This window comes from Achromobacter sp. 413638 (assembly GCF_043119405.1).
GTDB lineage: Bacteria > Pseudomonadota > Gammaproteobacteria > Burkholderiales > Burkholderiaceae_B > Achromobacter.
The window spans coordinates 1-24,506 of sequence record NZ_JBICCO010000079.1 but is presented as its reverse complement, the minus strand read 5'-3'; the positions used below and the strand labels follow the sequence as shown (position 1 = coordinate 24,506).

Below are 24,506 nucleotides of genomic sequence, written 5' to 3'. Positions count from 1 at the left end.
TCGTCACCTCGTGATCAGGCAAGCGAGCCGCCCGCGGCTTCGATGGCGGCGCGAGCGCCGGCCGTCGCGGAAATGCCCTTGAGCACAACCTTGCGCGAGATTTCACCCGACTTGATGACCTTGGCGAAACGAACCGCCTGGCCAATCACGCCAGCGGCCTTCAGCACTTGCACGTCGATTTCGTCGACGGGCACGGCTTGCAGTTCCGACAGACGCACTTCGGCGTACAGGTGCTGGCCCAGCGGCGTGAAACCGCGCTTGGGCAGGCGACGCTGCAGCGGCATCTGACCGCCTTCGAAGCCAACCTTATGGAAACCGCCCGAGCGCGACTTCTGACCCTTGTGACCACGGCCGGCGGTCTTACCCAGACCCGAACCGATGCCACGGCCGACGCGGCGCTTGGCGTGCTTGCTGCCCTCAGCGGGCTTCAGCGTATTGAGTTGCATATCCGACATGGTGATTCCTTAGGCTTCCGAGACGGAAACGAGATAATCCACCTTACGGATCATCCCACGCACCTCGGGCGTATCGACCAGCACGCGGCTGCTGTTGATACGGCCCAAGCCCAGACCGCGAACCGTGTCACGGTGCGATTGCTTGGTACCGATCACGGAGCGCACGAGGGTCACTTTGATCTGCTTCTGAGCCATGATTTACCCCAGGATCTCTTCGACGGTCTTGCCGCGCTTGGCAGCAACATCCGCCGGGGTCAGGGAGGCGCGCAGGCCATTCAACGTGGCGCGAACCATGTTGTAGGGGTTGCTCGAGCCCAGGCTCTTGGCAACCACGTTACGCACACCCATCACTTCGAAAATAGCGCGCATCGGGCCGCCGGCGATGACGCCGGTACCTTCAGCAGCGGGCGAAATCAGCACGGTGGCGGCGCCATGCTTGCCGACCACGGTGTGGTGCAGCGTGCCGTTCTTCAGCGCAACCTTGAACATGCCGCGACGGGCCTGTTCCATCGCCTTCTGGACCGACACCGGCACTTCACGCGCCTTGCCCTTGCCCATGCCGACGCGGCCGTCGCCATCGCCAACCACGGTCAGCGCGGCGAAGCTCATGGTGCGACCACCCTTCACGACCTTGCTGACGCGGTTGACCGCGATCATCTTCTCGCGCAGGCCGTCATCGTTCTCTTTTTCCGCGGCGTTCTTGCCTTGTACTTTAGCCATTTGACAGATCCTCGCTTAGAACTTCAGGCCGGCTTCACGCGCGGCGTCGGCCAGCGCTTTCACGCGGCCATGGTAACGAAAGCCCGAGCGATCGAAAGCGACCAGTTCGATACCGGCAGCCTTGGCCTTTTCGGCCACGCGCTTGCCAACCAGCGTGGCGGCGGCCTTGTTGCCGCCTTGGCCGGTTTGGCCAGCCAGCTGCGCACGCACTTCGGCTTCCACCGTCGAGGCGCTGACCAGAACGCGATCGCCTTCCGGCGAAATGATGTTGGCGTAGATGTGCTGGTTCGAGCGGAAAATCGAGAGGCGATGAACGCGCAGCTCGCTGATCTTCCGGCGGGTCGGAACCGCACGACGCAAACGGGAAACTTTTTTGTCCATGATTCGTCCTTGCGTGCGCCGTTATTTCTTCTTGGTTTCTTTGATGACGACGCGTTCGTCCGAGTAACGCACGCCCTTGCCCTTGTAGGGTTCGGGTTCGCGGTACGCGCGGAGTTCAGCGGCCACCTGGCCGACGACCTGCTTGTTGGAGCCCTTGATGACGATTTCCGTCTGGGTGGGGCATTCGGCCTTGATGCCGGCCGGCAACTTGTGCAGAACGTCGTGCGAGAAACCGAGCTGCAGCTTAACGGCGTCGCCTTGGATCGAGGCGCGGTAACCCACGCCCACCAGGGTCAGCTTGCGCTCGAAGCCCTTGCTCACGCCGTTGACCATGTTGGCCACCAGCGCGCGCACGGTACCCGACATGGCGTTGGCGTGGCGGGTTTCGTTGGCGGCGACAAACGTCAGCTTGCCGTTGTCCAACGCGACCGCGACGTCGCCAGTCAGGGCTTGGGTCAAGGTGCCCAGCGGGCCCTTGACGGTGATCTGATCCTGCTGGATGCTGGCTTCAACACCCTTCGGCAGTTCGACCGGATATTTAGCGATACGTGACATTCGAATTTCTCCTTAGGCCACGTAGCACAGCACTTCGCCGCCGACGCCATTGGCGCGGGCCTTGCGGTCCGTCATGACGCCACGCGAGGTCGACACGATAGCCACGCCCAGGCCGTTCATGACCTGAGGAATGCTGGTGCGGCCCTTGTAGATGCGCAGGCCGGGACGCGAAACGCGTTCGATGCGCTCGATGACCGGACGGCCAGCGTAGTACTTCAGGGTGATCTCGAGCTCAGGCTTGGCCTGGGTGCCCTTGACTTCGAAGCCGTCGATGTAGCCTTCGTCCTTCAGCACGCCGGCGATAGCCGCCTTCAGCTTCGAGGAGGGCATGCTCACCGTAACTTTGTCCACTTGCTGCGCATTGCGAATGCGGGTCAGCATATCGGCGATGGGATCGCTCATGCTCATATTCTTTCTCCTACCAGCTGGCCTTGGTGATGCCGGGGATTTCACCCTTCATCGCCATTTCACGCAGTTTGTGGCGGGTCAGGCCGAACTTGCGGAACACGCCGCGCGGACGACCGGTGACCACGCAACGGTTACGTTGACGCGTCGGGTTGGCATTGCGCGGCAGCTGTTGCAGCTTGAGCCGAGCTTGGTAACGTTCTTCGTCGGTCTTCGACTGGTCGTCGATGATCGACTTCAACTCAGCGCGCTTGGCGGCGAACTTGTCAGCCAGCTTGGCGCGCTTGATGTCGCGATTGATGAGGGAAAGTTTAGCCACGTCATCAGCCCCTTAGTTACGGAACGGGAAGCTGAAGGCGGTCAGCAGCGCCTTGGCTTCTTCGTCGGTCTTCGCGGTGGTGGTGATGCTGATGTTCAGCCCACGCAGCGCGTCGATCTTGTCGTACTCGATTTCGGGGAAAATGATCTGCTCTTTCACCCCGATGTTGTAGTTGCCACGGCCGTCGAACGCGCGACCCGAGATACCGCGGAAGTCGCGCACGCGAGGCAGCGCAACCGCCACCAGGCGATCCAGGAATTCGTACATGCGTTGACCGCGCAGCGTGACCATGCAACCGATCGGGTAGTTTTCGCGGATCTTGAAGCCGGCGATAGCCTTCTTGGTCTTCGTCACCACGGGCTTTTGGCCAGCGATCTTGGTCAGGTCCGAGACGGCGTGCTCGATAACTTTCTTATCGGAGACCGCTTCCGAGACACCCATGTTCAGGGTGATCTTGGTGATGCGGGGCACTTCCATCACGCTCTTGTAGCCAAACTTGGCTTGCAGGTCGCCAGCGACCTTGCTCTTGTAGAAATCTTGCAAACGAGACATGTCTGTCGCCCCTTACGCCTTGGCGCCGACAACGGCACCATTGGAACGGAACACGCGGACCTTGCGACCGTCGACTTCTTGGACGCCAACGCGATCGCCACGGCCGGTGGCCGGGTTGAACAGCGCGACGTTCGAGATGTGGATCGGCATGGTCTTTTCGACGATTCCGCCCGGGTTGTTGGCCATCGGGTTGGCTTTCATGTGCTTCTTGACGACGTTGACGCCTTCGACCAGGACGTGGTCGGCATCGACGCGGGCCAGCACGGTGCCGCGACGCTTCTTGTCGCGACCGGTCAGGACGATGACTTCGTCGCCTTTACGGATGTTGTTCATCGCGGGGCTCCTTACAGCACTTCCGGGGCCAGCGACACGATCTTCATGAACTTCTCGGTACGCAGTTCACGCGTAACGGGTCCGAAGATGCGGGTGCCGATGGGCTCCAGCTTGGCGTTGAGCAACACGGCGGCATTGCCACCGAAACGGATCAGCGAACCGTCCTTACGGCGCACGCCCTTGGCGGTACGAACCACCACGGCATTGTAAATTTCGCCTTTCTTGACGCGTCCGCGCGGGGCCGCATCCTTGACGCTCACCTTGATGATGTCGCCGATGCCGGCATAACGGCGCTTGGAGCCACCGAGCACCTTAATGCACATGACGTGACGCGCACCAGTGTTATCGGCCACGTCCAGCGTGGTCTGCATTTGGATCATGATTTTTCCTGTTCCAACTTAACTGGAAATACGGTTTTCCCGGGGTTTTCCCCCTAGGAACTCTGCAATTCCTGCCAGTTTTGGTCCCGTCAGGTCAATCGCCCTGCTTTGGCGCCGAGTTGGCTGTGTCTGCACACTGCGCAATCGACGGCTTGCAACGCAACGACCCTGGGTTGAAATCCTGCGGGTATTCCCCCAACACGCCTGACTTGCCTGCTTCGCGTTCCGGCTGGGTCGGTATGACCGGGGCTCATCCCCGAGGTTCCCTTCCTGGCCCTTTTCGCGAAGTTCCTGCCTTTGCGCGCATCGCTCCGTAGCTGTTCTCTACCAGAGCAACACCCGATATCGAGCCGGCAGGCAAATCGACAATCTGGGAAAGCTGACCATTCTATCGCGCCTGGAATCCGCATGCAAGTGCTTTGTTGAAATATTGCGCATTCCCCCGGTGGCGCCTGTGGAAAACTAACCACGCCGCCGCCGCCCGGGCCCTTGGCCAGCCCACGAACCCGGCTCTTGCGGGCCAGCTCCCGGGCATTCAGCCGCGCCCCTGCTTCTTGCCGTAGTAGCCCCGTTCCCAGGCATCGTGGTTGACTTTGCCCCGGCGGATCTCGTCGGTAAACGGCGCCGCCATCAGCACCAGGCGGTTCAGCCACCTCACCGGCGCGCGGCACGGCCGCTCGAAATCCACGAACAGGACGGCGCGCACGCCATCGGTGTCGTTATGGACCTGGTGGGGATACAGATCGTCGAACACCACTGCCTGGCCCTCGCGCCAGCTGTAACGCTGGCCGCCGACCTCGATCCAGCACTGCTCGGCGGGGTCCGGCACGACCAGACCCAGATGCAGTCGCAGTACCCCGTTGTAGGGACCGGTGTGCAACGGAATGCGCTTGCCTGGCTCCAGGATCGAGAAAAAGGCGGTGCGCAGGCCGGGAATGTCGGCCAGCGCCCGAGCGGTGGCCGGACAGCGCCGCAGGTTGCGGTCCGACCGCAGGCCGTAGCCCATGAAGACGAAGGTCTTCCACTGATTGTCCGACGTGATCATGCCGACATCGGGGGAAATCTCGTGAAAAGACGGAAGATGATCGCGCTCTGAAAGGAGTTCCAGCAACTCGGCGCGGATGGCGGGGGTCTGCGCCTCCAGGGCCGAGACCCACGGAAACTGGCTGTTGTCGAAGATGGGATGGTCGCCTACCAGTGACGACAGAGCGATGCGATGGCGCAGCCAATCGATGAAGCGGAAAAAAATCCGGGAGTAGATGCTGGACGGATTCTTGTCGACGGGTTGCACGGTGGATATCGGGTCCGGACAGCCAATGGTGCCCTCATTGTGTCCACCCGCCCGTGGCGGCGCAAGGGTTGGAAAGCACGGATTGGCCCCAGTCCGCCGCGCGAAACTGGCCCTCCCCTTGTCGTACAAGCTGGTTTAGACTGGCACGGACACATTTCACGCCCCCACCCATTTCGCAAGGAACGACAGGCATGTATGAACAGTTGGCGCTGTATATCGACGGCGAATTCCTCGCCGGCGAGGGCAGGCGCACCCAGGACGTCATCAACCCGGCCACGCTCGAAGTGCTGGGCCAGCTGCCCCACGCCACCGAAGCCGACCTGGACCGCGCGCTCGCCGCGGCCCAGCGCGCCTTCGAGTCCTGGAAGAAATCTTCTCCCATGGACCGTTCCGCCATCCTGCGCAAGGTCGCCCAGCTGTCGCGCGAGCGCGCCAAGGAAATCGGCCGCAACATGACCCTGGACCAGGGCAAGCCGCTGGCCGAGGCCGTGGGTGAAGTCTCGTCCTGCGCCGAGCACGCCGACTGGCACGCCGAGGAATGCCGCCGCATCTACGGCCGCGTGATCCCGCCGCGCAACCCGGACGTGCGCCAGATCGTGGTGCGCGAGCCCATCGGCGTGTGCGCTGCCTTCACGCCCTGGAACTTCCCCTACAACCAGGCCATCCGCAAGATCGCCGCCGCGCTGGGCGCGGGCTGCACCGTGGTGCTCAAGGGTCCCGAGGATTCGCCGTCCGCCGTCATGGCGATCGCGCGCATGTTCCATGAGGCCGGCCTGCCCAAGGGCTGCCTGAACATCGTCTGGGGCGAACCCGCCAAGATCTCCGACTACCTGATCCGCTCGCCCATCGTGCGCAAGGTGTCCTTCACCGGCTCGGTGCCGGTGGGCAAGCAGCTGGCCGCGCTGGCCGGCGCGCACATGAAGCGCGTCACCATGGAACTGGGCGGCCACTCGCCGGTGCTGGTGTTCGACGACGCCGACATCGACCGCGCCGCCGAGATGCTGGCCAAGTTCAAGATCCGCAACGCAGGCCAGGTCTGCGTGTCGCCCACCCGCTTTTACGTGCAGAACGGCGCCTACGAGCAGTTCCTGGCGCGCTTCACCGACGTGCTGAAGAACGTCAAGGTCGGCGATGGCCTGGAAGCCGGCACCGACATGGGCCCGCTGGCGCACGAGCGCCGCGTGCCGGCCATGGCGGCCTTCGTCGAGGACGCCCAGAAGCACGGCGGCAAGGTCGTCGTGGGCGGCGGCGCGCTGGACCGCAAGGGCTTCTTCTTCGCCCCCACCGTGGTCACGGACCTGCCCGACAACGCCATGCTGATGACCGAGGAACCCTTCGGCCCGGTGGCGCCGGTGGTGCGCTTCAGCGACACCGACGAAGTGCTCAAGCGCGCCAACAGCCTGCCGTTCGGCCTGTCGTCCTACGTCTTCACCAATTCGCTGAAGACCGCCACCAAGGTCTCCAACGGCCTGGAAGCCGGCATGGTCAACATCAACCACTTCGGCAGCGCGCTGGCCGAGACGCCGTTCGGCGGCATCAAGGACAGCGGCATCGGCAGCGAAGGCGGCCTGGAAACCTTCGACGGCTACCTGGTCACGAAGTACATCACGCACATCTGAGCGTGTTCCGGCGCCAGCCGGAATGAGGCAACGGGCTCCTTCGGGAGCCCGTTAGCCTTGTGGCCCCGGCGTGCCGTAGCGGAACATGGCGGGCGCCCGCCCGTCGCGCGGCATGCCCTGCGATACGCACGGCGCGCCAAGCACCCGGTGCGACATGCGGCCGGCATGATCTGCGAGCGCCGGTGAGACAATTCCTCGGGGCCATTGCGTCTTGCGCCTGGCCCGTCACGGCGCCCTTGCGCGCCACTCCCTGCCCTCCTTCCGTCCCGACATCGCCCGCCTGCGACCACGCACGCGGGCTTTTTTGCGTCGCGGGCCGCGGACTCCTCCCGCCGCGACCTCCCAACCCGACCGCGTCCTCACGCGCGTCGGCACGGCGGACGGGCATGTTCCTTTCCCTCATCCGAACGAGGCTCTCATGCAGACCCGCACTTCCGTTCCTTTTACCTCCGTTCCCGCGCCCCGGGCCGCGTCCATGTTCTGGCAAACATGGACGTCCAACGTGGACGTCCGCCGCCAATGGGACAGGCTGGGCGTGGGCACGACGATCTTCCAATGGGTGGCCGTCAATGGCAGCTCCTTCATCCCCAATCCCTGGCTGCCGCTGCACGGCAGCCAGCTGGACCTTGCGGACATCGCCACCCGGCCCTGGGCGCGGCGCATGATCATCGGCACGCCGGGCCTGTCCGACGAGACCCAGGCCCGCGCCCGCATCCACGAACTGGCCGACCTGGCGCAGAAGTTTGGCACGCTGTCATACCCGTCCAACGCCGCCGGCTTCTACTTCCCGGTGGAGATCGATCCCACCTACACCGCCGCGCCCGCCGACTTCGGCGCCATCTGGTCGAAGCTGCCGCGCCCCCTGTACGTGTCGGTCTACTACGGCGCCGGCGTCGACGACGCGGCCGCCGCGCAATGGCTGGACTCATTCATCCCGCAGGACGTGACCATCCTGTTCCAGGACGGCGTGGACGCACACGGCGCGACGCCGCAGCAGGCGCTGGCCCGCTTCGACCTGATCCGCGCGCGACACCCGAAGACCGAAATGATCGCCGAGGCCTTCCGTCCGAATCCCACGCCCGGCGGCGCCTACTTCATTCCCGCCACGGCGGCCGAATACCAAGCGCAGCTGCAGGCCTATGCGCACCTGGATCCGGTGCACGTCTTCGACGGCCCCAACTACCTGGACGCAGCGCTGATCCAGCGCATCGGCGGCGTGGAGCCCGCCCTGCCGCCGACAGCGTTGAACGCGCGCGTCAACAGCTGGGGCGACGCGCGGCTGGACTGGCAACGCGCCAGCGCCGCGTCGGTGGCGGTGGCGAAATACCGCGTCGAGATCCTGGACGGCATGGGCGCGCAAGTGTTGCGCCGCTATGAGGTGCCCGGCGGTCAGGCCCACTGCTTCTACCCCGTCGACGATAGCGTGGCCGATTTCGGTTTCCCGCCCGCCTACCTGGCGTGGCGCGTGACCGAAGTGGCGGCCAACGGCTATGAAAGCGATCCCTCGGCCCTGTCCGCCGGCATGGCGGTACAGGACAACAGCTGGGCGCAGGCCGTGGTCGGCATGGCCGGCACGTCGTACACGGGCGGCTACTTCTCCGATCTGTCGGACCTGGGCAATCCCGGCACCACCGGCGTCGCGGGCCGCAAGTCCAGCGTCGCCGCCGCCACGCTGCGTCGCGCCATGGCGCAGGCGGCCGGCCTGCATATCGCGCAGATCCTGCCGGTGAACCTGACGGTCGGCGGCTCGCACCTGTCGCGCACCAGCGCGGACTTGCTGAACAGCACCAGCTACTGGTGGGACGACACGCAATCGGCGCCCGGCCCCAACCTGCTCGCCATCCAGCCGCGCATCGCGGCGCTGGGCGTGCCGCTCACGCACATGATGTGGTCGGGCGGCGTGGAGCCGGACACCATCTTCCAGTACCCGGCGCAGCGCGACGCCATCCTCGCGGCGGCCGCCACGGCGCTGACGGCAATCCACGCCACGGTGCGCGGCTACGGCGGCAACCCCCAGCTCAAGCTGTGGCTGCAACCGCATCTGCGCGCGTACTACGGGATTCCGCCGCGCGAAGGCACGGCGCTGCAATACAAGGCCGTGCGCGACGCGCTGGTGAACGTGGCGCGCGCCGATCCGGCGATATACGTGGGCACCTGGGTGCCGGGCGCGGCCTTCGCCTACGACTACTGGAACGAAATGCCGCAGATCGGCTGGGTGCACCCGGTGCCCTCGGCCTACCACGCGGCGGCCGAAGAAATGGGCCGGATGATGGCGCTGGACGGCGACCTGGCCGACGCGCCGCCGGCCTGGGCGACAATGGCGCCGCCGTCTGCCCCGACCGTGCAATGGCAGCCGTCGGAAGACGTGTCGGTCCGCTGGAATCCGCCGCAATCAGGCACCGGCTGGTTCCGCGTGCGCAACCTGCACCTGGGCACCGGCGCGGTCATCGACCAGCTGGACACGCCGTCGAGCCAGTACCTGTTCACGCGCGCCAAACAGGTCGCAACCTACGGCTACACGACAGCGGGCGTGTCGCTCGATGTCTGCGAGTTCGATCCGGCCAGCGGCGCCGAAGGACCGGTGCTGAGCATCACGCAGTACAAGTCCTAGTCGGGCGACTCCACCCGCAGGCCGGCGGCCTTCCATTCCGGGAAGCCGGCCTCCAGTCTGCGGGCCTGCATGCCGCGGGCCCGCAGCGCTGTCACCGCCTCGCTGGACAGCACGCAGTAAGGCCCGCGGCAATAGGCCACGATCTCGGCGTCGGCCGGCAGGTCGCCCAGGCGGCGCTCCAGTTCCTCGGCGGGGATGTTGAGCGCGCCGGGCAGGTGGCCGAGCGCGAATTCCTCGGCCGGGCGCACGTCCAGCAGCGTCACGCTCTCGGCCTTCAACATGCCGACCAGCTCGGTGATGGACACGCCGTCCAGCCGTTCCCGCTGGTGGATGCTGTCGGCGATGACCTCGCGCATTTCGGCGTGCTGATGCTCGGCGCAGGCGCCCAGGGCGGCCAGCAGCGCGGCGATGGGGCCATCGCCCAGCCGGTACAGCACGCGCTTGCCGTCGCGGCGCGTCTGCACCAGGCCGGCGCGACGCAGATGCTGCAGATGCTGGGACGTATTGGCGACGCTCAGTCCGGACAGTTCGGACAGCCGCTCCACGGCGCGCTCGCCCTGGGCCACGTGTTCCAGCAGGACCAGCCGGTGGGCATGGCCCAGGGTCTTGGCGATCTCGGCCAGCGCCTCGAAACGCTGGGCGGAAGAAGATGAAGAAGTTGCGGACGTGCTCATCCGGCCAACATACCATCGGCCCGATACACGATCAATCAAGGAATTGAATGTTCTGGCCAGGGCCGGCCCGTCAGGACCGGGCCCGCCAATCCCGCGGCGTCATGCCGAAACGGCGCTTGAACAGCCGGCTGAAGTGCGAGGGATGCGAAAACCCCGCCTGATATGCGAGCTCGGCGATGCTGCGATGGCGATGCAGCGGGTTGAGCAGCAGTTCGCGGCATCGTTCCAGCCGCTCCTCGAAGATGAAGGCCTCGGCCGACGTTCCGCCGGCACGCAGGATCCGGTGCAGGTACGCCACCGACAGGCCGCAGCCGTCGGCCACCCGCTGCGGCGACAGATCCGGATCGGCCAGATGCTGGCGCATGTAGGCCAGCGCCCGCTGCCGATGCGCCAGCGTCACGCTGCTGTCGGACGCCGAGGCCTGCGCCTGCCCGTCCTGCACCATGAACAGCGCGATCAGGTCGATCAGCCGCTCGCCCAATTCCGCGACTTCCCCGTCCGACCAGCCGTCCATGCCCTTGAACAGATGATCCATGTAGCTGGCCAGCATGGCGCCTCGCGGCGAACCGTCATCGATGCGCAGCTTGTGGAACGCGCCGATGCGGGAATCGCGCTGCGACAGCGCGCTGCGCGGAAACGACACGCTCAGGCTGCGATAACCAGCTGCCCCCAGCGCGGTGGCCTGGTAGGGCAGGCTCTGGTTCATCAGGTACACGCAACCCGGCTCGACCTGGAACTCCCTGCCCTGCTGCACCACCGCCAGCGGGCCGGACAGCGGCAGGCCGAAGGTGTAGAACTCCTGGTCCAGGCGCGACACATTGCCGGCGGTGCGCTCCAGCTGTTGGCCCTGGTAATGCAGGTCGTTGAACTGCAGGCTGGCGCGGCGCGCGTAGCGCACATGGCCGGCGAACTGCGCCGGCTTGCCGTGGTGCACCTCGAACGGGCCAAAGGCGTCGGCCAGCGCCTCGCGCCAGCGGTCGTAGCGTTCGGCGCCGGCATCGGCCGAAATGGCGAATTCCGTGTCCGGCATGGCGCGGTCTCCTTACCCGGAAAATGGCGCAAATTGATCTTGCGTCTACATATTCTTGATCCACCCTGCTGCGGGGCGGCGGACGCATTGTGGACGCGCCTGGCGCAAGTCTATAGTCAGCCGGATAAGCACACAACAACCTGGAACATCCGGGAGGAGACCATGACCCAAGCGACCGCACAGGCCGCCCGTCATACGCCGGCTTCGCGCTACCTGCGCTGCGAGGGCCGGGAACTGCATTATGTGGAATGGGGCGCGCCCGACGCGCCGCCCGTCATCATGTGGCACGGCCTGGCCCGCACCGGGCGCGACTTCGACGAGCTGGCGCAGGCGCTGGCCGACGACTATCGCATCATCTGTCCCGATGCCATCGGCCGCGGCCTGTCGCAGTGGAGCCCGGACCCCGTCGCCGAATACCGCCTGGACTTCTACGCCCGGCTGGCGGGCGCGCTGGCCGACGGGCTGGGCCTGGCGCGCCTGCGCTGGGTCGGCACGTCCATGGGCGGCGCCACCGGCATGCACGCGGCCGCCACCACGCTGCGCGACCGCATCTCGCACCTGGTGGTGAACGACATCGGCCCCACGCTGCCGCAGCCCGCGATCGACCGCATCCTGGCCTACGCCGGCCAGCCGCCGGCGTTCGATACCGTGACCGAACTCGAAACCTGGCTGCGCGCCGCCTACAAGCCCTACGGCTGGCAAAGCGACGAACAGTGGCGCCGCATGGCCGAGACCTCGGTACGGCGCCTGCCCGACGGCCGCGTCACCGCGCACTACGACCCGGCCATCGTCGGCCAGTTCAGCCACCACCCCGGCGACTACGAACGCTGGGAGGGCTATGACAGCCTGCGCATGCCGCTGCTGCTGCTGCGCGGCGCCGATTCCGACCTGCTGCTGCCCGACGTGGCGCATGCGATGACCCAGCGCGGACCGCGCGCGCAGCGCATCGACTTCCCCGACTGCGGCCACGCCCCGGCGCTGAACATCGCGCCGCAGATCAACGCCGTCAGGCAATTCCTGGCTCAACCGGATCACGCGGCGGCGACCGCCCCCGCGCATTAGGAGACAACCATGATGAAACGCGTATTGCTGGCCGCGATGGCCGGCCTGTGCATGCAATCGGCCGCCATGGCCAAGGACTTCGTCGTGGCCCACGTCTACGACAAGACCGGCCCGCTCGAAGCCTATGCCAAGCAGACCCAGAACGGCCTGATGCTGGGCCTGGAGTACGCCACGCAAGGCACGATGACGGTGGCCGGCCGCAAGATCCGCGTCATCGAGAAGGACAACCAGGGCAAGCCCGACGTGGCGCGCGCGCAGCTGGCCTCGGCCTATGCCGACGACAACGCCGACATCGCCGTCGGCCCCACGTCCTCGGGCGTGGCGCTGGCCATGCTGCCCATCGCCGAGGAATACGAGAAGATCCTGCTGGTCGAACCCGCCGTGGCGGATTCGATCACCGGCGACAAGTGGAACAAGTACATCTTCCGCACCGGCCGCAATTCCTCGCAGGACGCCATCGCCAACGCCGTGGCCTTCGACCAGGAAGGCACGTCGATCGCCATGCTGGCGCAGGACTATGCCTTCGGCCGCGACGGCGTGAAGGCTTTCAAGGGCGCCCTGAAGCACGCCAAGATCGTGCACGAGGAATACCTGCCGGCCAACGCCACAGACTTCACCGCCGGCGCGCAGCGCCTGTTCGACGCACTCAAGGACAAGCCGGGCCGCAAGATCATCTTCATCCTCTGGGCCGGCGCGGGCAACCCGTTCAAGATCGCCGACCTGGACCCGAAGCGCTACGGCATCGAGATCGCCACCGGCGGCAACACGCTGGCCGCCATGACGCCGCTGAAGTCGCTGGCCGGCATGGAAGGCGCCACCTATTACTACTACGGCATCCCCAAGAATCCGGTCAACGACTGGCTGGTCACCGAGCACCAGAAGCGCTTCGGCCAGCCGCCGGACTTCTTCACCGCGGGCGGCATGTCGGCCGGCATCGCCATCGTGCAGGCGCTGAACAAGACGCAGGGCAAGTCCGACACCGACGCGCTGATCAAGGCCATGGAAGGCATGAGCTTCGACACGCCCAAGGGCAAGATGACGTTCCGCCCGCAGGACCACCAGGCCATGCAGTCGATGTACCACTTCCGCATCAAGAACGACGCCTCGGTGCCCTGGGCCGTGCAGGACCTGGTGCGCGAGATCACGCCCGACCAGATGGACGTGCCCGTCCAGAACAAGCGCTAGCGCGTCGCCACTCATGCTCGAAACCCAAGCGCTCACGATCCGTTTCGGCGGGCACGTAGCCGTCGACAGTGTCAGTTGCGGCTTCGCGCCCGGCACCTTGACGGCCATCGTCGGCCCCAACGGCGCGGGCAAGACCACGTACTTCAACCTGATCTCCGGCCAGTTGCGCGCCAGCGCCGGCTCGGTGCGGCTGAACGGCCGCGACCTGACCGGACTGTCCGCGCCGGCCCGCATGCATGCGGGCCTGGGCCGGGCCTTCCAGCTGACGCAGCTGTTCCCGCGCCTGAGCGTGCACGAGAACGTGCGGCTGGCGCTGCAATCGCGCCAGCAGGGCCTGGGCTGGCGCCAGATCCGCTTCTGGCGCACCTGGGACGACGACCGCGCCCTGATCGCGCGCGCCGATGAATTGCTCGAGCGCACCCGGCTGTCCGCCCGGCGCGACCACATCGCCGCCGACCTGCCGCATGGCGACCAGCGCAAGCTGGAGATCGCCATGCTGATCGCGCTGGAACCGCAGGTGTTCATGTTCGACGAGCCCACCGCCGGCATGAGCGTGGACGACGTGCCGGTGGTGCTGGACCTGATCCGCGAGATCAAGACCGACCGCAGCAAGACCATCCTGCTGGTGGAGCACAAGATGGACGTGGTGCGTGAACTGGCCGACCGCATCGTGGTGCTGCACAACGGCCGGCTGATGGCCGATGGCGAGCCCGCCGAAGTCATCGCCTCGCCCATCGTGCAACAGGCCTACCTGGGCGTGGCCCCGACGGAGAAGACGGCATGAGCGCGATAGCGCGCGGCGCGGGCGCCGCCCCAGGCACGCATACGCCGGCGGGCGAGACTCGTCCGCTGCTCGAATTGAAAGACGTGCACACGCACATCGGCGCGTACCACATCCTGCACGGCGTGGACCTGACGGTGCCCGCCGGCCAAGTGACCATGCTGCTGGGCCGCAACGGCGCCGGCAAGACCACCACGCTGCGCACCATCATGGGCCTGTGGAAAGCCTCGCAGGGCAATCTGCGCTTCGACGGCGAGGCCGCCGGCGGACCCGGCGTGCGCGTGTCACCGCCCGACATGGCGCGCCGCGGCGTCGCCTACGTACCCGAGAACATGGGCATCTTCGCCGACCTGTCGGTGAAGGAGAACATCCTGCTGGCCGCGCGCGGCGCCGCCAACGCCAGCCAGCTCGACACCGCGCGGCTGGAATGGATCTTCGGATTCTTCCCCGCGCTGCGCAAGTTCTGGCTGCATCCGGCCGGCAAGCTTTCAGGCGGGCAGAAGCAGATGCTGGCGGTCGCGCGCGCCATCATCGAACCGCGCCGGCTGCTGCTGATCGACGAGCCCAGCAAGGGCCTGGCGCCGGCCATCGTGCAGAACATGATCGACGCCTTCATCGAGCTCAAGCAGGCGGCAACCACTATCCTGCTGGTCGAGCAGAACTTCAATTTCGCGCGCCAGGTCGGCGACCGCGTGGCCGTCATGGACGACGGCCGCGTGGTGCACGCCGGCGGCATGGCGCAGCTGGCCGAAGACGAGGCGCTGCAGACGCGCCTGCTCGGCCTTTCCCTGGGAAGCCACCAATGAGTACCCTGGACGCCGACGCTCCGCTGCCGCAGGTCCGCGCCGATCTGCGCCCCGTGCTGCTGGTGCTGGCGCTGGCCGCCATCGCCCTGCCGCTGGTGGGCTCCTTCTCGACCTGGCTCACGCTGACCTTCGCCGGCCTGGCGATGGGCATGATCATCTTCATCGTGGCCTCGGGCATGACGCTGGTGTTCGGCCTGATGGACGTGCTGAACTTCGGCCATGGCCTGTTCATCGCCATTGGCGCCTACCTGGCGGCCACCGTGCTGGGCGCCATGGGCGACTGGACCCAGTCCGGCAGCCTGTGGATGAACCTGGCCGCCGTGCTGCCGGCCATGATCGTGGGCATGCTGGTGGCCGGCGCCGTGGGCCTGGCCTTCGAGCGCGTCATCGTGCGGCCGGTCTATGGCCAGCACCTGAAGCAGATCCTGATCACCATGGGCGGCATGATCATCGGCGAAGAGCTGATCAAGATGATCTGGGGCCCGCAGACCATTTCGCTGCCGCTGCCGGAAGCGCTGCGCGGCGCGGTGCTGCTGGGCGATGCCGCCATCGAGAAGTTTCGCATCGTGGCGCTGGTCGGCGGCCTGGCGGTGCTGGGCGGCATGCTGTGGCTGCTCAACCGCACCAAGCTGGGCCTGCTGATCCGCGCCGGCGTGGAAGACCGCGAGATGGTCGAAAGCCTGGGCTACCGCATCCGCCATCTGTTCGTCGGCGTGTTCGTGGCCGGCTCGATGCTGGCCGGACTGGGCGGCGCGCTGTGGGGGCTGTACCAGCAGTCGGTGGTGCCGCAGCTGGGCGCGCAGGTCAACGTGCTGATCTTCATCGTCATCATGATCGGCGGGCTGGGATCGACGGTGGGCTGCCTGATCGGCGCGCTGCTGGTCGGCCTGATGGCCAACTACACGGGCTTTCTGATGCCCAAGGCCGCGCTCTTCTCGAACATCGCGCTCATGGTCGCCATTCTGCTGTGGCGCCCGCAAGGCGTCTACCCCGTCGCCAACCGCTAGGACCCGCCTCATGTCCCTACGTCTGCTTTCCGGCGATCCTCCGCGCAGCATGGTGCTGGGCGCGCTGCTGATCGCGGTGGCGCTGCTGCTGCTTGCCGCGCCGTTCCTGTTCCCCGGACCGAAGTCGCTCGCGGTCGCGGCCAAGATCCTGGTGTTCATCGTGCTGGTGGCCAGCTACGACCTGCTGCTGGGCTATACCGGCATCGTCAGCTTCGCGCACACCATGTTCTTCGGCATCGGCGCCTATGGCGTGGCCATCGCCAGCGTGCGGCTGGAACCGGGCTGGACCGCGGTGCTGGCCGGCGCCGCCGGCGGCCTGGCGGTGTCGCTGGCCTTTGCGTTGCTGATCGGGCTGGCAAGCCTGCGCGTGCGCGCCATCTTCTACGCCATGATCACGCTGGCCGTGGCCGCCGCCTTCCAGACGCTGGTATCGCAGCTGTCGGATCTGACGGGCGGCGAGGACGGGCTGAACTTCAAGGTGCCGCAGATGCTGCGCCCCGCTTTCCGTCCCTTGTCCGAACCGCTGTTCGGCGTGACGGTGGACGGACGCATCATCACCTACTACCTGATCGCCGCGGTCGCCGTCGTGCTGTTCCTGCTGCTGCTGCGCATCGTCAATTCGCCGTTCGGCCGCGTGCTGCAGGCCATCCGCGAAAATCCGTTCCGCGCCGAGGCCATCGGCTACCGCACGGTGCTGTACCGCAGCCTGTCCAACCTGCTGGCGGCCGCCTTCGCCACACTGGCCGGCGCGCTCTACGCGCTCTGGCTGCGCTACAACGGGCCGGACACCTCGCTGTCGTTCGAGATCATGCTGAACATCCTGCTGATGCTGGTGATCGGCGGCATGGGCACCATGTACGGCGCGGTGATCGGCGCGAGCCTGTTCGTGTTCGCGCAAAGCTATCTGCAGGACGGCCTGCACCTGATCCACGAAACCGTGGCGGGCGTGGCGCCGCTGGCGCTGCTGTTCGAGCCTGACCGCTGGCTGCTGTGGCTGGGCATCCTGTTCGTGGTGTCGGTGTATTACTTTCCGACGGGGATCGCGGGACGGCTCAGGGAACTGGCGAAACGGCGATAAGCCGGCGCGCCTGCCGCGCCGGCGCCCGGGTGGCTACGGTTCCCGGGTGGCTACGGTTCCCGGGTGGCTACGGTTCCCGGGCTCAGGCAAAAGCTGCTGCTGCGCGCTTTCGCCTGGCCATCCACGGCCTCGCGGCGCGTGTTATTTCACGCGGCTTCGGACATCGTCCACGCTGCGCTTTACGTCATCCACGCGCCGTTGCAGGTCGTCGATCTTGCGGCTGCTGGAATCCGCGTTGCTGTTCAACTGCGACACGCTGCGCGACAGTTTCTCCAGCTCGTTCTTCTGGCTGTCCGCGTTGCGGGTCAGCTTGTCCAGGTCGTTGCGCTGGCCGTCGCTGCTGCGGCCGCCGTCGCCCTGCTTGCGCTCCAGCGCCGACAGTTTCTGCGTCTGTTCTTCCAGCTTGCGGCTCAGGTCTTCGTTCCTGCGCCGCAGTTCCGCCAAGGCATCGGCCTGCTCGTTCAGGCGGCGAACCAGCTTGTCGACCTCCATGCCGGTACGCACCTCGCCATCGCTGCCGATGATAATCAGGCTATCGCTGAACGGCCGTTGCACGGAGAAGTTCTTCAACGGCACGCCGTTGAGGTCCGCTCGCGCCATCGGCGCCGCCAAGCCCATCATCACCGGAACCAGGCCGCAAGCGGCCACGAATTTGCCCACAGATCCACGCATGTTTCACGCTCCTGCCGACTGAAGTCCGGGCACGCGGAATGCGTGCCCGCGAGAGTTGTAACAGGCGGGATCGAGGCCGGGAATACCCTGATTCCGGACAGTTGCTACGCTGGGTTTCAGAGTTGGTGTGTGCGCCGAAGGCGGCCCCTCAACGCGACGGCGTGCTCAAGGTATTGGCATTGCGCAGCATGCCGTCCACCTTGCGCTGCATGGCATCGACCTGGCGCCGCGCATCCATCGTGCCGTCCAGGCGCGAGCCGGCCGGCGCGGGGGCCAGCTTCGGCATGGACGGCGGCGGCTGATCGGCCGAACTCCGGCCCAGCGGGATCGTGCCTGCCGGCGCTGCGCGCGGACCCGGCGTCTGATTGAACAAGCGTTCCAATGCCTGCAAGCGCATGCGTTGTTCGTCGACGGCGCGGTCCTGTCCGGCGAGCGCCAGCTCGTCCTCGTCTTGCGTGCCAAAAATGGCGGCATGGTCACGTGAGTCTGCGGGAAACTGCACGCGCGGGTCGGGGCCGGCGGTCAGGGCATTGTTGCCCCGCTTGTCGATGGGCATCGGCACATCGCCAGGCGATGCGACGGACCTATCCGCGCCAGTTTGAGCACCAGGATTTGCGACGCCGGCCTTGGCAGCCGGTCCGGCCAGCCCCTGTTCCGCCACCGGCATCGCTGGCGTGGGCGCCGCGCCCACGGGCTCCGCGGGCAGCGACTGCGCCGCGGATATCGTCCAGGCTGCCGTGCATGCAAACACGCTCATGCCGCACGCCGCGCGTGTGATCCGCTTGAAGCCTGAAAAACGGCGGCCCATGTCTTTGCCCTGCTCCACATTGCCTGATTGCGCGCGTCGCAACGGACGCGCCGGACGAAAAAAAACGGCAAGGGTTTGATCCCTTGCCGTTTTATATCAGAACGGCATGCCGTCCCGATGCACTGCTACTTAGATGATACGCGCGGCTTCAACCAGACGCACCACACGCCACGACTTCGAGCGCGAGATGGGACGGCCTTCAGCGATTTCGACGGTATCGCCTTCGTTGTACTGGTTCGACTCATCGTGCGCCTTGTACTTCGCGGAGCGCATGATGATCTTGCCGAAGATGGGGTGCTTGACGCGGCGCTCAACGAGCACGACGACAGTCTTGTCCATCTTGTTGCTGACGACCTTGCCAACCAGCGTGCGCTGGCGCTTGGCCACTTGGGTGTTTTGAGTTTCGCTCATCTTTATTTCCCTGCCTTCTCGGTCAGCAAGGTACGCACGCGCGCGATGTCGCGGCGCACGTTACGCAGCTGGCTGGTGTTGGCAAGCTGCTGCGTGGCCTTCTGCATACGCAGACCGAATTGTGCCTTCAGCAGGCTTTCGAGCTCTTTGCCGAGCTCGGCGGCGTCTTTCGAACGGAGTTCGCTGGCTTTCATGTCTTAGTACTCCTTAAGCACCGATATGACGCGCGACGAACGTGGTCGAAATCGGCAGCTTGGCAGCGGCCAGGCGGAAAGCTTCACGCGCGAGCTCTTCGCTAACCCCTTCCATTTCGTAGAGCACCTTGCCGGGCTGAATTTCGGCGACCCAGTACTCCGGGTTGCCCTTACCGTTACCCATACGGACTTCGGCAGGCTTCTGCGAGATCGGCTTGTCCGGGAAAATCCGGATCCAGATGCGGCCGCCACGCTTGATGTGACGGTTGATGGCACGACGAGCGGCTTCGATCTGGCGGGCGGTCAGACGGCCACGGCCGGTGGCCTTCAGACCGAATTCGCCGAACGACACGTGGGTGCCGCGAGTCGCCAGACCGGTGTTGCGGCCCTTTTGCTCTTTGCGATACTTTCTGCGAGAGGGTTGCAGCATGGTTATTCTCCTTCAGGAGCCGGAGCCGCGTCCGCCTTGCGGGGACCACGGCCACGACCACCCGGACGACCGGTGCGAGCACCTTCCGGACGATCGCCACGCGGAGCGCGGCGCGGACGGCGTTCTTCTTCACGCGGGGCGGCGGTTTCCGGCGGCAGTTCGCCGTTGGCCAGCATGTCGCCCTTGTAGACCCAGACCTTGATGCCGATCACACCATAGGTGGTGTGGGCTTCGGAGGTGCCGTAGTCGATGTTCGCCTTCAGCGTGTGCAGCGGCACACGGCCTTCGCGATACCACTCGGTGCGAGCGATTTCGATGCCGTTCAGACGGCCCGACGACATGATCTTGATGCCCTGGGCACCCAGACGCATGGCGTTCTGCATCGCACGCTTCATGGCGCGACGGAACATGATGCGCTTTTCGAGCTGTTGCGAGATCGAATCGGCGATCAGTTGAGCATCGGTTTCCGGCTTGCGGATTTCTTCGATGTTCACGTGCACCGGCACGCCCATCAGGCGTTGCAGATCAGCCTTCAGGCTTTCGATGTCTTCGCCGCGCTTGCCGATCACCACGCCCGGACGAGCCGAGTAGACGGTGATGCGGGCATTCTTGGCGGGACGCTCGATGATCACGCGACCAACGGAGGCGCTCTTGAGCTTCTTCTTCAGGTACTCGCGGACGCGAATGTCTTCGGCCAGCATGGCGCCGAAGGCCTTGTCGTCGGCGAACCAACGCGAGGACCAGTTACGGGTGACCGCGAGACGGAACCCAGTGGGGTGAATTTTCTGACCCATCGTGACTCCTTAAGCTCCGACCTTGACCGTGATGTGGCAGGTCTGCTTCTCGATACGGTTGCCGCGGCCCTTGGCGCGAGCGGAGAAGCGCTTCATCGACTGAGCCTTGTCCACGAAAATCGTGGTGACCTTCAGTTCGTCGATATCGGCGCCGTCGTTGTGCTCGGCGTTGGCGATGGCGGACTCGACAGCCTTCTTCAGGATGGCGGCGGCCTTCTTCGGCGAGAAGGTGAGGATTTCCAGCGCACGGCCGACCTTCTGGCCGCGGATCAGGTCCGCAACCAGGCGAGTCTTTTGTGCGGAGATGTGAACCCCACGGATAATGGCAGTAGTTTCCATCGCTTACCTCTTCGCCTTCTTGTCCGCGGCGTGACCCTTGAACGTACGGGTCAGCGCGAACTCGCCCAGCTTGTGACCGACCATGTTCTCGTTGATGTAAACGGGAACATGCTGCTTGCCGTTGTGCACAGCGATCGTCAGACCGATGAACTCGGGCAGGATCGTGGAACGGCGCGACCAGGTCTTGATCGGCTTCTTGTCTTTGCCCGCGACGGCCGTGTCCACCTTTTTGATCAGGTGAGCGTCGACAAACGGGCCTTTCTTGATCGAACGTGACATAGTGTTCGCCTCTTACTTGCGCTTGCGCCGTTGGACGATCATATTGTTCGTCCGCTTGTTGCGACGGGTCTTGAAACCCTTCGCCGGAGTGCCCCACGGGCTGACCGGCTCGCGTGCTTCACCGGTACGGCCTTCGCCGCCACCGTGCGGGTGATCGACCGGGTTCATGGCCACGCCACGAACCGTCGGGCGGACACCGCGCCAACGCATTGCACCGGCCTTGCCGATCTGGCGCAGGCTGTGTTCTTCGTTACCGACTTCACCGATGGTGGCGCGGCACTCGATGTGCACGCGGCGCACTTCACCCGAGCGCAGACGAACCTGGGCGTACGTGCCTTCGCGGGCCAGCAGGACGGCGGAAGCGCCGGCCGAACGGACCATCTGAGCACCCTTGCCGGGGATCATTTCCACGCAGTGGATGGTGGTACCCACCGGGATGTTGCGGATCGGCAGCGTGTTGCCGGCGCGGATCGGGGCTTCGATGCCCGAGACCAGCGTGGCGCCCACTTCCAGGCCACGGGGAGCGATGATGTAACGACGCTCGCCGTCGGCGTAGCACAGCAGAGCGATGTGCGCCGTACGGTTCGGGTCATATTCCAGACGCTCGACCTTTGCCGGGATGCCATCCTTGTCGCGACGGAAGTCGACGACACGGTAGTGTTGCTTGTGACCACCGCCACGATGACGGACGGTGATGTGGCCGTTGTTGTTACGGCCCGAGCCACGGGTCTTCTTTTCGAGCAGCGGCGCGTAGGGCTCGCCCTTGTGCAGGTTCGGGCTGACAACCTTCACCATGCCACGGCGGCCAGCCGAAGTCGGCTTAACTTTTACGAGGGCCATTTACTTCACCTCCGCAAAGTCGATTTCCTGGCCGTCCTTGAGCGAGACGTAGGCCTTGCGCTCATTGCGACGGCGGCCGACGAAACGGCCAAAGCGCTTGACTTTGCCCTTACGGTTGAGGACCTGCACGGACTCGACCTGCACCTTGAAGAGCAGTTCGACGGCAGCCTTGATTTCCGGCTTGGTAGCGTCAGCCACGACACGGAAAGCGACTTGCTGATTCTTCTCAGCGACGAACGTGGCCTTTTCGGTCACGATCGGAGCCAGAATGACTTGCATCAAGCGTTCAGCGTTCATCCCAGCATCTCCTCGAGTTGAGCGATGGCCGGCTTGGTGATCAGCACTTTCTTGTAGTGGACCAGCGACAACGGATCGGCGTAACGGGGCTCGACCACGGCAACGTGCGGCAGGTTGCGGGTGGCGAGGTAAACATTTTCATCGACGTTGTCGGTGATGATCAGCACCGAATCCAGGCCCAGGCTCTTCAGCTTGGCGGCAGCCAGCTTGGTCTTGGGGGATTCGAGGTCGAACGATTCGACGACGGCGATGCGGTCTTCGCGGGCCAGCTGCGACAGGATCGAGCGGATACCGGCGCGGTACATCTTCTTGTTGACCTTCTGGCTGAAGTTTTCTTCAGGCGAGTTCGGGAAGATGCGACCACCACCACGCCACAGCGGCGACGAGGTCATACCGGCGCGAGCGCGGCCGGTACCCTTCTGGCGCCAGGGCTTCTTGGTGGTGTGCTTGACTTCGGAACGGTCCTTCTGGGCGCGGTTACCGGCACGGGCGTTGGCTTGGAAAGCCACGACGACCTGGTGAATCAGCGCTTCGTTGAAGTCACGACCGAAAATCGTGTCGGGCGCGCTGAACGTAGCGGCAGCCTGACCTTGTTCGTTCAGGAGCTTGAGATCCATTTACTTACGCTCCCTTCTTGGCCGGGGCCTTGATGGCCGGGCGCACGACGATATCGGAGCCAGCGTGGCCGGGGACGGCGCCCTTGACCAGCAGCAGGCCGCGCTCGGCGTCAACGCGAACGACGTCCAGGTTCTGGACGGTGCGGGTGACGTCGCCCAGGTGACCAGCCATGCGCTTACCCGGGAAAATACGGCCCGGATCTTGAGCTTGACCGATCGAGCCCGGCACGCGGTGCGAACGGGAGTTACCGTGCGACGCGCGTTGCGAACCGAAGTTGTGGCGCTTGATGGTACCGGCGAAACCCTTACCGATGGTGGTGCCCGTCACGTCGACCTGTTGGCCGGCTTCGAACACGGATTCCACGGCGATGACGGCGCCAGCCGCGAATTCAGCGGCGCGGGCGGGGTCGAGGCGGAACTCTTTCAGGATGCTGCCGGCTTCAGTGCCGGCCTTGGCGTAGTGGCCCGTTTGCGGCTGAGCCACACGCGAGGCACGACGGGTGCCATAAGCCACCTGGATCGCGGCGTAGCCGTCGGTTTCCAGCGACTTAACCTGGGTCACACGGTTGTTCGACACGTCCAGCACGGTCACCGGGATGGATTCACCTTCCTCGGTAAAAATGCGGGTCATGCCGACCTTGCGACCCACCAGACCCAGCCGGTGAGCGGCGGGCGTGGGTGTCGAATTCGACATCGTTTTCTCCATTCCCGACTGCGATTGGTCGGGGCTAATCGGGCAAAAGGTAACGGCCTTTGCCCTACGACTATGTGCAACCTGATCCGGGCTTTCCGGGCGTTTCCCTTGCGGGTTTCCTTGCGGATTCCAGCAAAAGGCCGGCAACGCAAAGCGTCAGACCATAGTTAGACTTGCCACAAAATGGCAAGCTTGGCATATTAGCATGTTTTTTTCAGGCAACACAAGCACTTAGCGCGTTTTCCGTGTCTGGCGCGCGACGCGGAGCGGACGGACCGACGCAGGGCATGCATGGCGGCGCTCCGAGGAATCGCCACCTTTCATCCTGATCAATTGCTGACCAGCGCCTTCCCGGCAAAGTAAGTGCCTGCTAACAACCGTGCCCTGCCCCCGGTCGCCGCGACGGCGTCCAGACCGGCGCCCAAAACAAAATGGCCGCAGTCCCGAAGGATTGCGGCCATTTTTCACAGGTCGGCGGGCGAAGGTCGCCAACCTGCCACGCCTACTTACTGCAGCGCGATTTCGACGTCGACGCCCGCCGGCAGGTCCAGACGCATCAGGGCGTCAACGGTCTTGTCGGTGGGATCAACGATGTCCATCAAGCGCTGGTGCGTGCGGATTTCGAACTGGTCGCGCGACGTCTTGTTGACGTGCGGCGAACGCAGCACGTCATAGCGACGGATGCGCGTGGGCAGCGGCACCGGACCACGGACGACGGCGCCCGTGCGCTTGGCGGTATCAACGATTTCGGCGGCCGATTGATCGATCAGCTTGTAATCGAAGGCTTTCAAGCGGATGCGGATCTTCTGGTTTTTCATGGCGTTTCCTAAAGAACGAGTTGCGAGGGCGCGGTGCGCCCCCGCTGGGTAGGTGCTGCTTGCGATCCG

General features: G+C 65.2%; 34 protein-coding genes. 8 read left to right on the top strand and 26 right to left on the bottom strand.

The features are described from left to right. Window positions 1–14 precede the first annotated feature (14 nt). From rplO to ACEU5R_RS25055, 11 genes are all read right to left on the bottom strand, one after another. A complete protein-coding gene (gene rplO, locus ACEU5R_RS25105; RefSeq protein ID WP_103271721.1) occupies window positions 15–455 on the bottom strand; it encodes a 50S ribosomal protein L15 in 441 nt (146 codons plus the stop codon). Between the two features lie 9 nt (window positions 456–464). Continuing rightward, window positions 465–650, bottom strand: coding sequence for a 50S ribosomal protein L30 (gene rpmD / locus ACEU5R_RS25100; protein ID WP_006216520.1), 186 nt, complete (start codon window positions 648–650; stop codon window positions 465–467). Window positions 651–653: 3 nt separating this feature from the next. Continuing rightward, a complete protein-coding gene (rpsE, locus tag ACEU5R_RS25095; RefSeq protein ID WP_006389628.1) occupies window positions 654–1,175 on the bottom strand; it encodes a 30S ribosomal protein S5 in 522 nt (173 codons plus the stop codon). Between the two features lie 15 nt (window positions 1,176–1,190). Beyond that, window positions 1,191–1,556, bottom strand: coding sequence for a 50S ribosomal protein L18 (rplR, locus tag ACEU5R_RS25090; RefSeq protein ID WP_103271722.1), 366 nt, complete (start codon window positions 1,554–1,556; stop codon window positions 1,191–1,193). A gap of 21 nt (window positions 1,557–1,577) precedes the next feature. Then, window positions 1,578–2,111, bottom strand: coding sequence for a 50S ribosomal protein L6 (rplF, locus tag ACEU5R_RS25085; protein ID WP_103271723.1), 534 nt, complete (start codon window positions 2,109–2,111; stop codon window positions 1,578–1,580). A gap of 12 nt (window positions 2,112–2,123) precedes the next feature. Continuing rightward, window positions 2,124–2,519, bottom strand: coding sequence for a 30S ribosomal protein S8 (gene rpsH / locus ACEU5R_RS25080; RefSeq protein ID WP_103271724.1), 396 nt, complete (start codon window positions 2,517–2,519; stop codon window positions 2,124–2,126). Between the two features lie 10 nt (window positions 2,520–2,529). After that, window positions 2,530–2,835, bottom strand: a complete 306-nt coding sequence (rpsN, locus tag ACEU5R_RS25075) for a 30S ribosomal protein S14 (protein WP_006227037.1) — start codon at window positions 2,833–2,835, stop codon at window positions 2,530–2,532. A gap of 12 nt (window positions 2,836–2,847) precedes the next feature. Then, window positions 2,848–3,387, bottom strand: a complete 540-nt coding sequence (gene rplE, locus ACEU5R_RS25070; protein ID WP_103271725.1) for a 50S ribosomal protein L5 — start codon at window positions 3,385–3,387, stop codon at window positions 2,848–2,850. A gap of 12 nt (window positions 3,388–3,399) precedes the next feature. Further along, the gene (rplX, locus tag ACEU5R_RS25065; protein ID WP_103271726.1) at window positions 3,400–3,720 is read right to left on the bottom strand and encodes a 50S ribosomal protein L24; all 321 of its coding nucleotides are present in this window, start codon (window positions 3,718–3,720) and stop codon (window positions 3,400–3,402) included. 11 nt (window positions 3,721–3,731) lie between these two features. Further along, window positions 3,732–4,100 carry a 50S ribosomal protein L14 gene (gene rplN, locus ACEU5R_RS25060; protein WP_006216531.1) on the bottom strand — a complete coding sequence of 123 codons (369 nt, stop codon included), beginning with the start codon at window positions 4,098–4,100 and terminating at the stop codon, window positions 3,732–3,734. A gap of 535 nt (window positions 4,101–4,635) precedes the next feature. Further along, window positions 4,636–5,391 (bottom strand): aspartyl/asparaginyl beta-hydroxylase domain-containing protein, encoded by a 756-nt coding sequence (locus ACEU5R_RS25055; RefSeq protein ID WP_392412411.1) that lies wholly within the window; start codon window positions 5,389–5,391, stop codon window positions 4,636–4,638. 191 nt (window positions 5,392–5,582) lie between these two features. Here ACEU5R_RS25055 and ACEU5R_RS25050 point away from each other — a divergent pair, with 191 nt between their 5' ends. Further along, window positions 5,583–7,010, top strand: coding sequence for an NAD-dependent succinate-semialdehyde dehydrogenase (locus tag ACEU5R_RS25050; RefSeq protein ID WP_103271728.1), 1,428 nt, complete (start codon window positions 5,583–5,585; stop codon window positions 7,008–7,010). A gap of 475 nt (window positions 7,011–7,485) precedes the next feature. Beyond that, entirely contained in the window at window positions 7,486–9,621 is a 2,136-nt protein-coding gene (locus ACEU5R_RS25045; RefSeq protein ID WP_392412409.1) for a hypothetical protein, read from the top strand. Here ACEU5R_RS25045 and ACEU5R_RS25040 read toward each other — a convergent pair. After that, a complete protein-coding gene (locus ACEU5R_RS25040; RefSeq protein ID WP_392412408.1) occupies window positions 9,618–10,295 on the bottom strand; it encodes an ArsR/SmtB family transcription factor in 678 nt (225 codons plus the stop codon). The two genes, ACEU5R_RS25045 and ACEU5R_RS25040, sit on opposite strands and share 4 nt — an antisense overlap. 70 nt (window positions 10,296–10,365) lie before the next feature. Further along, window positions 10,366–11,325: a helix-turn-helix domain-containing protein gene (locus ACEU5R_RS25035; protein ID WP_103271731.1), complete on the bottom strand. Its 960-nt coding sequence runs from the start codon at window positions 11,323–11,325 to the stop codon at window positions 10,366–10,368. A gap of 162 nt (window positions 11,326–11,487) precedes the next feature. Between ACEU5R_RS25035 and ACEU5R_RS25030 the strand changes: the two genes are divergently transcribed. The 6 genes from ACEU5R_RS25030 to ACEU5R_RS25005 are packed head-to-tail and all read left to right on the top strand — an operon-like array spanning window position 11,488 to window position 17,244. Further along, on the top strand, window positions 11,488–12,387 hold the full coding sequence (locus ACEU5R_RS25030) for an alpha/beta fold hydrolase (RefSeq protein ID WP_103271732.1): 900 nt from the start codon (window positions 11,488–11,490) through the stop codon (window positions 12,385–12,387). A gap of 12 nt (window positions 12,388–12,399) precedes the next feature. Next, window positions 12,400–13,572 (top strand): substrate-binding domain-containing protein, encoded by a 1,173-nt coding sequence (locus ACEU5R_RS25025; protein WP_392412425.1) that lies wholly within the window; start codon window positions 12,400–12,402, stop codon window positions 13,570–13,572. Window positions 13,573–13,585: 13 nt separating this feature from the next. Next, on the top strand, window positions 13,586–14,356 hold the full coding sequence (locus tag ACEU5R_RS25020) for an ABC transporter ATP-binding protein (protein WP_392412405.1): 771 nt from the start codon (window positions 13,586–13,588) through the stop codon (window positions 14,354–14,356). Continuing rightward, window positions 14,353–15,159 (top strand): ABC transporter ATP-binding protein, encoded by an 807-nt coding sequence (locus ACEU5R_RS25015; RefSeq protein WP_392412404.1) that lies wholly within the window; start codon window positions 14,353–14,355, stop codon window positions 15,157–15,159. The genes ACEU5R_RS25020 and ACEU5R_RS25015 overlap by 4 nt, the downstream gene beginning before the upstream one ends. Further along, complete coding sequence (locus tag ACEU5R_RS25010) at window positions 15,156–16,166, top strand: branched-chain amino acid ABC transporter permease (protein ID WP_103271735.1); 1,011 nt, start codon at window positions 15,156–15,158, stop codon at window positions 16,164–16,166. The genes ACEU5R_RS25015 and ACEU5R_RS25010 overlap by 4 nt, the downstream gene beginning before the upstream one ends. A 10-nt stretch (window positions 16,167–16,176) precedes the next feature. Then, window positions 16,177–17,244: a branched-chain amino acid ABC transporter permease gene (locus ACEU5R_RS25005; RefSeq protein WP_103271736.1), complete on the top strand. Its 1,068-nt coding sequence runs from the start codon at window positions 16,177–16,179 to the stop codon at window positions 17,242–17,244. Between the two features lie 141 nt (window positions 17,245–17,385). On the opposite strand, the gene ACEU5R_RS25000 is transcribed toward ACEU5R_RS25005, so the two are convergent. The 13 genes from ACEU5R_RS25000 to rpsJ form a co-directional block, all read right to left on the bottom strand. Continuing rightward, complete coding sequence (locus ACEU5R_RS25000; RefSeq protein ID WP_392412402.1) at window positions 17,386–17,916, bottom strand: hypothetical protein; 531 nt, start codon at window positions 17,914–17,916, stop codon at window positions 17,386–17,388. Between the two features lie 148 nt (window positions 17,917–18,064). Then, on the bottom strand, window positions 18,065–18,724 hold the full coding sequence (locus tag ACEU5R_RS24995; RefSeq protein WP_392412400.1) for a hypothetical protein: 660 nt from the start codon (window positions 18,722–18,724) through the stop codon (window positions 18,065–18,067). A gap of 129 nt (window positions 18,725–18,853) precedes the next feature. After that, on the bottom strand, window positions 18,854–19,135 hold the full coding sequence (gene rpsQ, locus ACEU5R_RS24990; RefSeq protein WP_006216549.1) for a 30S ribosomal protein S17: 282 nt from the start codon (window positions 19,133–19,135) through the stop codon (window positions 18,854–18,856). Window positions 19,136–19,137: 2 nt separating this feature from the next. Then, complete coding sequence (rpmC, locus tag ACEU5R_RS24985; protein ID WP_003806912.1) at window positions 19,138–19,329, bottom strand: 50S ribosomal protein L29; 192 nt, start codon at window positions 19,327–19,329, stop codon at window positions 19,138–19,140. A gap of 13 nt (window positions 19,330–19,342) precedes the next feature. Continuing rightward, entirely contained in the window at window positions 19,343–19,759 is a 417-nt protein-coding gene (rplP, locus tag ACEU5R_RS24980; protein ID WP_006389610.1) for a 50S ribosomal protein L16, read from the bottom strand. A 2-nt stretch (window positions 19,760–19,761) separates the two neighbouring features. After that, window positions 19,762–20,553 (bottom strand): 30S ribosomal protein S3, encoded by a 792-nt coding sequence (gene rpsC / locus ACEU5R_RS24975; protein ID WP_103271738.1) that lies wholly within the window; start codon window positions 20,551–20,553, stop codon window positions 19,762–19,764. A 9-nt stretch (window positions 20,554–20,562) separates the two neighbouring features. Next, window positions 20,563–20,892: a 50S ribosomal protein L22 gene (gene rplV / locus ACEU5R_RS24970; protein WP_006389608.1), complete on the bottom strand. Its 330-nt coding sequence runs from the start codon at window positions 20,890–20,892 to the stop codon at window positions 20,563–20,565. A gap of 3 nt (window positions 20,893–20,895) precedes the next feature. Continuing rightward, window positions 20,896–21,171 (bottom strand): 30S ribosomal protein S19, encoded by a 276-nt coding sequence (gene rpsS, locus ACEU5R_RS24965; RefSeq protein WP_006216555.1) that lies wholly within the window; start codon window positions 21,169–21,171, stop codon window positions 20,896–20,898. Window positions 21,172–21,183: 12 nt separating this feature from the next. Next, window positions 21,184–22,011 (bottom strand): 50S ribosomal protein L2, encoded by an 828-nt coding sequence (gene rplB, locus ACEU5R_RS24960; protein ID WP_103271739.1) that lies wholly within the window; start codon window positions 22,009–22,011, stop codon window positions 21,184–21,186. Continuing rightward, window positions 22,012–22,308 (bottom strand): 50S ribosomal protein L23, encoded by a 297-nt coding sequence (gene rplW, locus ACEU5R_RS24955; RefSeq protein WP_006216557.1) that lies wholly within the window; start codon window positions 22,306–22,308, stop codon window positions 22,012–22,014. Continuing rightward, window positions 22,305–22,925, bottom strand: coding sequence for a 50S ribosomal protein L4 (rplD, locus tag ACEU5R_RS24950; RefSeq protein WP_392412373.1), 621 nt, complete (start codon window positions 22,923–22,925; stop codon window positions 22,305–22,307). Before rplD ends, rplW begins: the two co-directional genes overlap by 4 nt. 4 nt (window positions 22,926–22,929) lie before the next feature. After that, a complete protein-coding gene (gene rplC, locus ACEU5R_RS24945; RefSeq protein ID WP_199770953.1) occupies window positions 22,930–23,619 on the bottom strand; it encodes a 50S ribosomal protein L3 in 690 nt (229 codons plus the stop codon). Between the two features lie 506 nt (window positions 23,620–24,125). Further along, a complete protein-coding gene (gene rpsJ / locus ACEU5R_RS24940; protein WP_003806903.1) occupies window positions 24,126–24,437 on the bottom strand; it encodes a 30S ribosomal protein S10 in 312 nt (103 codons plus the stop codon). Between the last annotated feature and the right edge of the window lie 69 nt (window positions 24,438–24,506).